The sequence below is a fragment of the Streptomyces sp. NPDC015125 genome (assembly GCF_043080045.1).
Taxonomy (GTDB): Bacteria; Actinomycetota; Actinomycetes; order Streptomycetales; family Streptomycetaceae; genus Streptomyces.
The window spans coordinates 484,768-493,962 of sequence record NZ_JBIBVF010000002.1 but is presented as its reverse complement, the minus strand read 5'-3'; the positions used below and the strand labels follow the sequence as shown (position 1 = coordinate 493,962).

Sequence of the window (9,195 nt, the reverse complement as noted above, 5' to 3'; positions counted from 1 at the left end):
TGTTCTCCTTGGTTGGTGGCCACCCCGCCTGTTTGCGGCGGGCGGGGCGGCCGGGCGGTTCAGAGCCGGACGGGCATGACGAGGTAGCGGTAGTCGCTGTCGTCGTCGACTGCGTGGAGCAGGGCCGGCTTGACGTTGCTGGTGAGTCCGATGCGGACGTCGTCGGTGCCGATGGCCTGGAGCCCGTCGAGGAGGTTGGCGGGCAGGAACGCCATCTGGATGGCCGGGCCGTCGAGGTGCTGCCCGTCGACGACGTCCATGGCGACGGCGCCGGTGTCCTCGCCCGCCGCGCGGACGGAGATCTCGTCTGTGCCGAAACCGACGAGGATCTTCGGCTTGCGGTCGGTGGCAACCAGGCATGCCCGCTTGGTGGCAGCCACCAACTGGTCGACGGGGACGATGGCCTCGGTGACGAACTCCGCCGGAATGAACTGGTGCGGGTCCTTGCGCCCGTACTCGTCGATGCGGGACAGGGTCGTGTAGCGGGCCGCGTCGCCCAGGCCGGCGGTCTTGCCGTTGAGGGTCAGGCCCAGGTCGCCGGTGGGGGCCATGCCCTTGACGGCGTCGGCGAGGCTGCGGGCCGGGACGAGCGCCCCGATCGAGTCCTGGCCGACGGCGGCCGGCGTCCAGGCGATGCTGCGTTCGGCCATGCGGTACCGGTCGGTGGCCCACACGGTGAGCCGGTCTCCGTCGGCGGTGAGCTGGACACCCCCACGCCACGGTTCCGCGGCGACTGTCGGGTCGGTGGCGACAACCGCCTGGCGGACAGCCTCAGCGAACTCGGCGCCGTCCACGGTTCCGTCGGGGGCGGGGCGCCCAGCGATGGCCGGATAGTCGGCTTCCGGCAGGAGCGTCAGCATGAACCGGTCGCGGTCGGCGGACAGGGTTGCCCGGCCGCCGTCGACGGTGATGTCGATGAGGTCGGATCGGTAGGTGGCGATGACCTGGGCGGCGAGCTTGCCGGAGATGACGATGCGGCCGGGCTCGAGGATGTCGGCGGACAGAGTGCTGTGGGTGGTGACGTCCCAGTCGACACCGGCGACGGTCAGATGGTCGTCGCCTGCTTCGAGGAGGAGTCCGGCGCGGGCCGGCACGGTGGGCTTGGCTGCGAGGTGGCTGGCCGACCACGAGGTGGCGTCGGCCAGAGCACGCCGCGGAATGCGGACCTTCATCAGGCGGCGCTCCGCATCTCGTCGCTGTCGAACGGCAGCTGCTCGGCCTGCGGGGCGGTGGGCTTGGCGGTGGCGGTGGGTACCTCGACGAGCGTCGGGGCGGTGATCGGCCAGTCGCCGAGGAGCCGGCCGGTGCCGACGACGGCGCTGTCGTCGAAGAGCTGATCGGAGGCGGTTTCAGGCATGGCTGTCCCTTCAGAGGGCGGTGCGGTGGGGTGTCAGGCATCAAGGCCCAACTGGTCAGAAAAGGGCGAGCGGGGCCGCGTCCGGCGCCGGATTGTCGGCGATGACGGCACGGATCGCCTTGATGGAGGGGCCGTCGTGCAGCGCCGGATTATCGGGCGTAGCTGCCAGACCACTCCCGAACTTGCGGACCTTCCCGGGACTGCAGTCGCGCGAGTGCCAGGTCAGCGTGAAGAGCCAGTGCGTGCCGCGGTACAGAGGGCGTTCATCCTCGGTCAGCCGTCGCCCGACCTTCACCTTCACGTGTGGCTCGCCAGTGAATCCCGGATAGGTCCACTGGGCTTGGGCGAGCCAGCCGTGGGCTTTCGCGTGATCGATGAGATCCGCCGCGACCTTCGGCAGGCTGTAGCCGGCGGGAGGTGTGGCGAGGATGGCGGCGAGCTTCTGGTTGAGCTCTTGGAGCTGGGTCTTCTGGTCGGCGGTGCGCTCGTCCGGGTGGATGCGACGCAGGTCTTGGTAGCGGGTGGCGAGCTGGTCGTACTGCTGCTCCAGCGTCTCTGTCAGCATGGCGGCCATCAGGCGGCTCCCCTCTCTTGTAGCGGAATGACCCGGGCAACCGGCTGCCGGATGCCGGCGAGTTCGGTTTTGAGGCGGTCGTTGTCCCGCCCGATGCAGCTGTTGGTGCGCGCCACCTCGGTGGCCCAGTCGATCGCCTTCTTCAGGTCGGCGCCGAGCTGTTCGCGTCGTGCGGTGAGCTGGTCGATGGTCTCCATGGCGGCCACCTGTCGCTCCACGGCCACCTGGGCTTCGGCGCGGAGCTCAGTGTTGGCTGCCCGCACGTCGGCGTTCTCGACGTTGAGGCCGTTGATCTCGATCTCGAGGCTGCGGACTTCTCCCTCGATGCGGGCGTTCTCCTGGCGGGCCTCGGCGAGTTGGCGGCGGAGGCGGAGGATGTATCGGATGGTCATGAGTCCTCCTGGCGGTTGCCTCGCTGGGAGGCGGCGACCATTGCGGCGGAGATGAGGCCGAGTCCGGCGGCGATCCATTCGGCGGCGGTCACTCCGGCACCTCCTCGTCGGGGGCCGGCTGCTCGTCGGCGATCCGGTCGCAGTAGGCCTCGTAGGACTCGGTAAGGCCGTCGCGCAGGGATGCGGCGAAGTTCGGGTCGACGGCGCGTGGCGTCAGCGGCATCGGGCACCTGCCTGGTTGAGGCGGTACACCCGACCGTTCTCCGGCCCGGCTTCGATCAACCGGCCGCGGGCGGCGAGGTGCTGAAGATCCCGGCGGGCCGTGGATCGCTGGGCGCTGAGGCCGAGTTCCCGGTACAGCCCATGCACCTCCCCGGTCGTCCAGCCCTTCGCCGGCACCTGCCGCATCGCAGTCAGCAAGTGGTTGGCCCGAACCGACATGTGCTTCCCAGCCGTCATGCCGCCACCGCCATGGCCAACACGGGGGCGTCCCGCCGGTGGTGCACGGTGAGGACGACGGTGATGCCGTCGCGGGTGATGTGGCCAGAGGAGACCAGGCCGCCGAACTCGATGCGGCGCGTACTCACCACGTCGACACCGAGAGCCCGCTGCCACTGACCGAAGCCCTCCAGATCGCCGTGCAGAACCACGTCCACGGTCAGCTCGGACACCAGCGAGATCTGCCGGTGCACATGCACCTCAGCGGCCGGCAGATGCGGGTGGGACTCCGCAACCTCCGCCATCAGACGGTGCCCGCGGGCTTGGTCGAGAGCAGTCAGAGACATGTCGCCTCCCGGGCGAGTGAGGGTGAGCACGGCGGTCACGAGACGCCGCCTTCGATCACGTAGGTGACGGCGCGGGCCTGCCACCGGTAGAGCGGCTCCTGGTAGCTGTCGCCGCGGGGGACGATCGCGCCCGGGTCGAAGAGGGCGAATGCGATCCGGCGCTCCAGCGGAAGCTCCATCAACGGCACGCCCCGCAGCACGACCTTGCGGGCCGCTTCACGAGCGCGGAGGTCAGCCAGCCGAGTCGAGCGCTCATCGCGGGACAGCAGTCGGTTCGTCATGCCGCCACCTCCGCTGCCTTGCGGGCGGCGTCCCACAGGTCGACGCCGTGGCGGATCGCGTGGCAGGAGTGCAGGAACCCCGGCGTGTAGTCGCTGAAGTCCCACTCCGGCAGGTCACCGAAGTCCCAGCCGTCATAGCGGAAGTCCGCCAATGCCGCGCGGGCGCCTACCTCGTGGCTGATGTCGCCCATCTCGAAGATCTCGAAGGTGACCTCTCGACCGATGCCGCGCGGCGCCTCACCATCGCGGATGGAATGGGCGACGTACCCCTTGACCTGCTGCTCGAACAGCTCCGGGTCAAAGCCCTCGATCTCGTCGCGTCCGGCGCGGACCTTCTCCGACCAGTAGCCGGGGTTGATCTCACCGCTGAAGGCGGTGTTCCGAAACAGGTCGAACATGTCGGGGGTGGCGTCGATGTCGAAGTGGAACGTCCAGCCCGCCTTGACGACGAGGTTGTACGGCCACGTGATCAGGTCGAACGGGTAGCGGGCGAACGGCGAGTCCGTCGTCCCCTCGAACCGCAGATGCCGGTACAGGCCGTCGTCGTGCAGGACGGTCATCTGGTGCTGGGCGGTCTCGCGGGCGAAACGGGCCGCGATCTCGGTCAGGCGGGCGTCAGCCACGGTCGGCCTCCTCCTTGTGCTCGATGCCGGGGAGGGGCAGGCAGGTGTCCGGGTCGGCGTCGAGCCAGTGCCGCTGCTCGGCCAGCCGGCCGTCCGTCACGGGCATCCGCTGCTGGAGACGGTCCAGCTCGACCGCCCAGTCCTTCTTGACCTGCTCCTCCACCTCGGACAGCGGCACATCCAGTGCGGCGATACCGCGGGCGGGCGGGGTCGGGGTCGCAGTCGCCATCACCGGTCACCCCCGACGGTGTTCGCGGTGCGGGCTTCGGCCTGCGCCTGCTTCAGCAGGGCAGTCAGCTTGTCGATCCGGCACCAGGGGCAGGCGTGGGTGTGCTCCGAGTCCACCAGCCAGTCGACGTGAACTTCCTTGGCGCAGTGCTGCGGGTTCAGAACTTCGTAGGGTTCCAACTCCGCCTTGAGGCTCTCGTTCTCGGCGCGCAGAGCTGCGGTGCTGGTCCGGATGTTGCATGTGGTCAGGTAGGTGGTGGCCCCGCATGACGGGCACTGGAACTCGTCGGCCATGTCGCCCTCGGCGATGCTGCGGCCACGCGTCCACCGGGACCAGACGCTGCACGTCGGGCACTGGTACTCGGTGTCAGTCCCGGGCGTCGCCGGGACGATCAGGAGGCCAGCAGCCCGCAGCTCCTGGACGATGGCCACCGTCAAGTCGCGTCCACCAGCCGGGGAGATGGCCGCCGACTCGGCGACTCGCAGTGCAGCCCGCTCAACGGGGCTCAGAGGGGACTTGTAGAGGGGAGTGGATGTTGATGCGAGGATGGCGTCCATGCGCCTGCCCTTCTGTGATGTGTGGGTGGTGCGTTAGGGCCCGGTTGCCGGTGTGTGGAAGCCCGGCGGCTGGGCCCGTAGGCCGCGGCTAGGCGGCGACGGCGGCGGGCCTGCGGGAGAACTGGTTCGGCTGAACTTCGCCGTTCTCCAGCACCCAGCGGATGTGCGCCGCAGTGAGGCGGGGGCTGCGGCCGACGTAGGTGAAAGGGATCCGTCGAGCCTGGATGGCCTCGGTCACCCAGTTTTCGGTCTTGCCGAGGAGCTTTCCGGCCTCGGCCGGCGTGTACGCCCTGAGGTCGTCGGCTGGCTGCGTGAGGCTGCCGACCTTCTCCACGGCGCTCACGAGACGCTCCAGGAGCGTCACGTCGATGACGACGCTGGCCCCGAAGGGGTCGCTAGCCAGCGGGTTCGTGGTCACAAGGTCTCTCCCTGGTGATGGCTGCGACCGGGATGTTCAGCCGTAGCGCGATGGCGTCGATCGTGTGTGCCGCTGCTCCTCGCTGCTCGGTCTCGATTCGCGAGAGAAAGCTGGGGTCGATCCCGATTAGGTGCGCGAGCTGGTTCAACCCCAGGCCGCGGACCTCACGGAAGGCCCTTATTGCGGCTCCGTTCGGTGTCACGAGACATAAACTAGACCCGTCGATGGGTGTTCGCAAGGTGTTGAGCGGGCTTCAGGCGTCTATTTTGGGTGCTGAGCACCCAACGAAGGGTGCCACCAGGCTTCCGGCAGGGGCGCGGCCGGGCGCGTCGGCGGCACCATATGCGCCCCGAAATGAGTGAAGAGGCAACAAAAGTGCGCCCGATGCACCGATTAATACTGGTCGTTTACGTGCACCCCTGGGTGCCCGTTGCCTGGGTATGCGGCATGATGAACCCATGGGTAGGGATTGGAAGCGGCTCGCAGAAGCCATCAAGGGAGCGCGGCAGGCGCTGCGCCTCACACAGGTCGACCTCGCCCATGCGGCCGGGGTCAGCGAATCAACCGTTCAGAACCTCGAGGCTGGCGACTCCCGCACCCGGATCCCGACGAGCCTGCCGAAGATCGAGAGTGCCCTGAACTGGAGAGAGGGATCGGCTCAGGCGGTACTGGCGGGTGGGGAGCCGACCTTCTCTACCACCCCGCCCGACAGTGATGCGGGCGCCGTGACGGAGCTCCCCTTGAGGATCGTCCAGGAGCTAGCCGACGGGCCCCTGCTGGATACGACAGTCCTCGACCTCACGCCGCTCGGTTCCGACGCGCGGATGATCGTCGTCGTGAAGGGTAAGCCGGACGCCTCGCCGGAGCAGCTCCGCAAGGACTTGCTTGCCTGGGCTGCTGCGCAGCGGCATTTGAAGAACCTGGGCGACGATGAAGATCAGTCACCTTCGGCGAGTGAGGCATAACTAAACGCTCATGGATCCTTGCGAACCCCTCCACCTTTGACCGGTTCATGTGGTTCCATGTTCAACCTACCGAGGGGGCCACGCTCGGACAGGTTTGGGGGCCAGATGCAGGTCCAGATTGAGCGCGTGCCCAGCATGCCGCACAACGCTGTGATCTTCGTTGACGATCAGGTCGACTGCTACACGATCTACATCCTTGAGAAGCTCATCGAGGAAGAACCCGCCGAGCTCATCTCGGCGGCCCTCACCGCGCTTGTAGCCAACCGGCGTCGGCGCAGCGCGCATCAACTCCGTTCCCACACTGGTTGACTGTCAGTACATGGTCCCCGCCCGGCCGTTTCCCCCAAGACGGCCGGCGGGACGGACGCCCAGTGAGGTGACTGATGGCATACGGAGAGAAGCGTGGCTGGGACAAGAAGGCCCGCAAGTGGCGCTATCGCGGGCGGTACAAGCTTCCTGACGGCACATACGGGACCATCTCCAAGGACGACAACGGGCAGCCTTTCTACACTGAACGCTCGGCACGCGAATACGCACACGGCCTCGAAACCGACGTGCGACGCAAGACGTTCATCAATCCACGCGACGGGCGCATGGCTGTCTCCGAGTGGGCCGAGGTTTGGCTCGACACGATTGACGTGGGGCCGTTGAGCGAAAAGGAGTACCGGCTCCGGCTGAAGAACAGGATCCTTCCGCAATGGGGCCATATCGCCGTAGGCGATGTCACCGCCCACGGCGTCGCATCTTGGGAGAAGCGGCTACGGCAGGAAGTCAGCAAGAACACCGCTGACAACCTGGTCTCAACCTTCCGCACCCTCATGGCCGACGCGGTCACCTCCAAGCTGCGAGTAGACAACCCGGTAGCAAACCGGGCCTCTGGGCGGCGGGGGCGATACAAGCCCAAACCCAAGGACACGCGAGTCATCGCTACGCCGCGACAAGTGCTGCTGATCGCCCGAAACGGTCTCGCCCTGCACGGGTTGAATGAGTACGCGCTCGTGATCGCCGCCGCCTACACGGGCCTGCGCATCGGCGAGTTGGCGGCCATCCACCGTGACCAGCTGGACCTTGACGACACAGGCTCTGGCTCCCGCGTCCACGCTCTGCACCAAGGCCAGTACGTGGACGGGAAGTTCACAGAGATCGACGCCAAGTACGGCTCCAGTCGTGGCCTGATCATCCCTCCGTTCTTGGCTGAGTTGTTGCGCGAAGTGATGGCGCAGAAGCCTGACTCGGACTGGGCATTCACCGCGCCGAAGGGCGGCCGGCTTCTACGCGGCGGGGACTGGTACACCGACACCTGGCACGTCATGGTCAAAGGACGCGCTCCTCGTGGGGTGGTGCGAGGCGCAAAGGCCCGGCCCGGGATCCATCCAGTGCTCGGCGTAGACGGCCTCAAGCCCCACGGCTTGAGGCACTCCCACAAGGTATGGCTTGACGAGGACGGGCACCCTAGAGTTGCCACAGAGGAACGTATGGGTCATGCCCTGCAAGGAGTCGAGGGGATCTACTCCCATACGACCCTGGCCATGGAACTGAAGATCGCGGAGACGCTCCAGGGGCGCTGGGAGCAGTCTTTGAAGCCGGTTATCGACCGCCGCGAGTTCGGCCCCACCCCGTCGTGCATCTCTCAACAGTCGAGCTGATCTCCCAAAATTCTCCCAAAGCGGGTTTCTCCCACTCAGTGAGCGCATCGACGGCCCCACTCCGTTACCGGATGGGGCCGTCGTTGAGAGCTGGATCTATGCGCGTCCTGCAGCAGTTATGCGCTAGCGGATCGGCATTCCCGAAACCGTCCGGGCAATCACCAGTCGCTGTATTTCGCTGGTGCCCTCGAAAATGGTGTAAATGGCGGCGTCACGGTGCATCCGCTCGACCGGGTATTCGCGGGTGAAGCCATTACCGCCGAGGATCTGTACGGCCTGGGCGGTGACCTTTTTGGCGACCTCGCTGGCGAAGAGCTTGGACATGGAACCCTCGGCGGAAGTGAACGGCTTGCCGGTCACCGCCATCCAGGAGGCGCGCCAGACCAGCAGCCGGGCGGCGTCGATCTGGGTGCGCATATCGGCGAGCTGGAAGGCCACGCCCTGGTTGTCGATGATCGGGCGGCCGAACTGGGAGCGGGTCTTGGCGTACTCCAGGGCCTCTTCATAGGCCGCACGGGCGGTGCCGACCGCCATCGCGCCGACCGCCGGGCGGGAGGCCTCGAAGGTGGCCATGGCGGCGTTCTTCAAGCGCTCGCCACCACTCTTGGCCTTTTCCCGGGCACGGGCGAGGCGTTCGTCCAGCTTCTCCTTGCCGCCGAGCAGGCAGTGACCGGGGATCCGGACGTCCTTCAGGACGACCTCGGCGGTGTGCGAGGCGCGGATCCCGTGCTTCTTGAACTTCTGCCCCTGGGAGAGACCGGGGGTGTTCGGCGGGACGATGAAGGACGCGTGCCCCTTGGAGCCGAGGTCGGGGTCGACGGCCGCGACAACGACATGGACATTGGCGATGCCCCCGTTGGTGGCCCACGTCTTGGTGCCGTTGAGCACCCACTCGTCCTTGGCCTCGTCGTAGACCGCGCGGGTGCGCATCGCGGCGACATCCGAGCCGGCGTCCGGTTCCGACGAGCAGAAGGCCGCGACCTTCACATCGTCGACATCGCCGTACATCTGCGGGATCCAGGTGCCGATCTGCTCCTCGGTGCCGTTCGCGAGCACGCCGACGGCAGCGAGTCCGGTGCCCACGATCGACAGGCCGATGCCGGCGTCCCCCCAGAACAGCTCCTCCATGGACATGGGGATACCGAGGCCGGTGGGGTCGAAGAATTGCTGGGCGTAGAAGTCCAGCGAGTACAGACCGATCTTGGCGGCTTCCTGGATGACCGGCCAGGGGGTCTCCTCGCGCTCGTCCCATTCGGCGGCGGCGGGGCGCATGACGTCCGCGGCGAAGCCGTGAACCCAGTCACGAACTTCCTTCTGCTCGTCGTTGAGCTCCATGGTGAACTCGGCCATGTCCCCTCCACTGCTGCC

The 9,195-nt window shown here is 67.2% G+C and carries 16 protein-coding genes; 3 read left to right on the top strand and 13 right to left on the bottom strand.

Annotated features, from left to right (window positions below; translation table 11 throughout):
- Positions 1 to 59: 59 nt before the first annotated feature.
- The 12 genes from dnaN to ACF088_RS07240 all read right to left on the bottom strand — a co-directional run bounded on the left by dnaN (position 60) and on the right by ACF088_RS07240 (position 5,418).
- Positions 60 to 1,172 carry a DNA polymerase III subunit beta gene (dnaN, locus tag ACF088_RS07295; protein ID WP_392374410.1) on the bottom strand — a complete coding sequence of 371 codons (1,113 nt, stop codon included), beginning with the start codon at positions 1,170 to 1,172 and terminating at the stop codon, positions 60 to 62.
- Positions 1,172 to 1,357, bottom strand: a complete 186-nt coding sequence (locus tag ACF088_RS07290) for a hypothetical protein (protein WP_392374409.1) — start codon at positions 1,355 to 1,357, stop codon at positions 1,172 to 1,174. Before ACF088_RS07290 ends, dnaN begins: the two co-directional genes overlap by 1 nt.
- 55 nt (positions 1,358 to 1,412) lie before the next feature.
- The gene (locus ACF088_RS07285; protein ID WP_392374408.1) at positions 1,413 to 1,931 is read right to left on the bottom strand and encodes a hypothetical protein; all 519 of its coding nucleotides are present in this window, start codon (positions 1,929 to 1,931) and stop codon (positions 1,413 to 1,415) included.
- Positions 1,931 to 2,323 carry a hypothetical protein gene (locus tag ACF088_RS07280; RefSeq protein ID WP_392374407.1) on the bottom strand — a complete coding sequence of 131 codons (393 nt, stop codon included), beginning with the start codon at positions 2,321 to 2,323 and terminating at the stop codon, positions 1,931 to 1,933. Before ACF088_RS07280 ends, ACF088_RS07285 begins: the two co-directional genes overlap by 1 nt.
- 88 nt (positions 2,324 to 2,411) lie before the next feature.
- Positions 2,412 to 2,546, bottom strand: a complete 135-nt coding sequence (locus ACF088_RS07275; RefSeq protein WP_392374406.1) for a hypothetical protein — start codon at positions 2,544 to 2,546, stop codon at positions 2,412 to 2,414.
- 232 nt (positions 2,547 to 2,778) lie between these two features.
- Positions 2,779 to 3,108, bottom strand: a complete 330-nt coding sequence (locus tag ACF088_RS07270; RefSeq protein ID WP_392374405.1) for a hypothetical protein — start codon at positions 3,106 to 3,108, stop codon at positions 2,779 to 2,781.
- Between the two features lie 35 nt (positions 3,109 to 3,143).
- A complete protein-coding gene (locus tag ACF088_RS07265) occupies positions 3,144 to 3,389 on the bottom strand; it encodes a hypothetical protein (RefSeq protein WP_392374404.1) in 246 nt (81 codons plus the stop codon).
- On the bottom strand, positions 3,386 to 4,012 hold the full coding sequence (locus tag ACF088_RS07260; RefSeq protein WP_392374403.1) for a hypothetical protein: 627 nt from the start codon (positions 4,010 to 4,012) through the stop codon (positions 3,386 to 3,388). Before ACF088_RS07260 ends, ACF088_RS07265 begins: the two co-directional genes overlap by 4 nt.
- Positions 4,005 to 4,241, bottom strand: coding sequence for a hypothetical protein (locus ACF088_RS07255; RefSeq protein WP_392374402.1), 237 nt, complete (start codon positions 4,239 to 4,241; stop codon positions 4,005 to 4,007). The genes ACF088_RS07260 and ACF088_RS07255 overlap by 8 nt, the downstream gene beginning before the upstream one ends.
- On the bottom strand, positions 4,241 to 4,798 hold the full coding sequence (locus ACF088_RS07250; RefSeq protein WP_392374401.1) for a hypothetical protein: 558 nt from the start codon (positions 4,796 to 4,798) through the stop codon (positions 4,241 to 4,243). Before ACF088_RS07250 ends, ACF088_RS07255 begins: the two co-directional genes overlap by 1 nt.
- Before the next feature lie 88 nt (positions 4,799 to 4,886).
- Positions 4,887 to 5,216: a hypothetical protein gene (locus tag ACF088_RS07245; RefSeq protein WP_392374400.1), complete on the bottom strand. Its 330-nt coding sequence runs from the start codon at positions 5,214 to 5,216 to the stop codon at positions 4,887 to 4,889.
- Entirely contained in the window at positions 5,194 to 5,418 is a 225-nt protein-coding gene (locus ACF088_RS07240; protein ID WP_392374399.1) for a helix-turn-helix domain-containing protein, read from the bottom strand. The genes ACF088_RS07245 and ACF088_RS07240 overlap by 23 nt, the downstream gene beginning before the upstream one ends.
- Positions 5,419 to 5,674: 256 nt before the next feature.
- Between ACF088_RS07240 and ACF088_RS07235 the strand changes: the two genes are divergently transcribed.
- From ACF088_RS07235 to ACF088_RS07225, 3 genes are all read left to right on the top strand, one after another.
- Positions 5,675 to 6,181 carry a multiprotein-bridging factor 1 family protein gene (locus ACF088_RS07235; RefSeq protein WP_392374398.1) on the top strand — a complete coding sequence of 169 codons (507 nt, stop codon included), beginning with the start codon at positions 5,675 to 5,677 and terminating at the stop codon, positions 6,179 to 6,181.
- 105 nt (positions 6,182 to 6,286) lie between these two features.
- Positions 6,287 to 6,490 carry a hypothetical protein gene (locus tag ACF088_RS07230; protein ID WP_392374397.1) on the top strand — a complete coding sequence of 68 codons (204 nt, stop codon included), beginning with the start codon at positions 6,287 to 6,289 and terminating at the stop codon, positions 6,488 to 6,490.
- 74 nt (positions 6,491 to 6,564) lie between these two features.
- Positions 6,565 to 7,827 (top strand): tyrosine-type recombinase/integrase, encoded by a 1,263-nt coding sequence (locus tag ACF088_RS07225; RefSeq protein WP_392374396.1) that lies wholly within the window; start codon positions 6,565 to 6,567, stop codon positions 7,825 to 7,827.
- Between the two features lie 123 nt (positions 7,828 to 7,950).
- Here ACF088_RS07225 and ACF088_RS07220 read toward each other — a convergent pair whose 3' ends face one another.
- Complete coding sequence (locus tag ACF088_RS07220) at positions 7,951 to 9,177, bottom strand: acyl-CoA dehydrogenase family protein (protein ID WP_392374395.1); 1,227 nt, start codon at positions 9,175 to 9,177, stop codon at positions 7,951 to 7,953.
- Positions 9,178 to 9,195 lie beyond the last annotated feature (18 nt).

Coding starts and splice junctions, on each gene's coding strand:
- ACF088_RS07220 (WP_392374395.1), bottom strand. CDS start 9,177: ATGGCCGAGTTCACCATGGAGCTCAACGACGAGCAGAAGGAAGTTCGT.
- ACF088_RS07285 (WP_392374408.1), bottom strand. CDS start 1,931: ATGGCCGCCATGCTGACAGAGACGCTGGAGCAGCAGTACGACCAGCTC.
- ACF088_RS07275 (WP_392374406.1), bottom strand. CDS start 2,546: ATGCCGCTGACGCCACGCGCCGTCGACCCGAACTTCGCCGCATCCCTG.
- ACF088_RS07225 (WP_392374396.1), top strand. CDS start 6,565: ATGGCATACGGAGAGAAGCGTGGCTGGGACAAGAAGGCCCGCAAGTGG.
- ACF088_RS07250 (WP_392374401.1), bottom strand. CDS start 4,798: ATGGACGCCATCCTCGCATCAACATCCACTCCCCTCTACAAGTCCCCT.
- ACF088_RS07280 (WP_392374407.1), bottom strand. CDS start 2,323: ATGACCATCCGATACATCCTCCGCCTCCGCCGCCAACTCGCCGAGGCC.
- ACF088_RS07230 (WP_392374397.1), top strand. CDS start 6,287: ATGCAGGTCCAGATTGAGCGCGTGCCCAGCATGCCGCACAACGCTGTG.
- ACF088_RS07255 (WP_392374402.1), bottom strand. CDS start 4,241: ATGGCGACTGCGACCCCGACCCCGCCCGCCCGCGGTATCGCCGCACTG.
- ACF088_RS07270 (WP_392374405.1), bottom strand. CDS start 3,108: ATGTCTCTGACTGCTCTCGACCAAGCCCGCGGGCACCGTCTGATGGCG.
- ACF088_RS07235 (WP_392374398.1), top strand. CDS start 5,675: ATGGGTAGGGATTGGAAGCGGCTCGCAGAAGCCATCAAGGGAGCGCGG.
- dnaN (WP_392374410.1), bottom strand. CDS start 1,172: ATGAAGGTCCGCATTCCGCGGCGTGCTCTGGCCGACGCCACCTCGTGG.
- ACF088_RS07290 (WP_392374409.1), bottom strand. CDS start 1,357: ATGCCTGAAACCGCCTCCGATCAGCTCTTCGACGACAGCGCCGTCGTC.
- ACF088_RS07265 (WP_392374404.1), bottom strand. CDS start 3,389: ATGACGAACCGACTGCTGTCCCGCGATGAGCGCTCGACTCGGCTGGCT.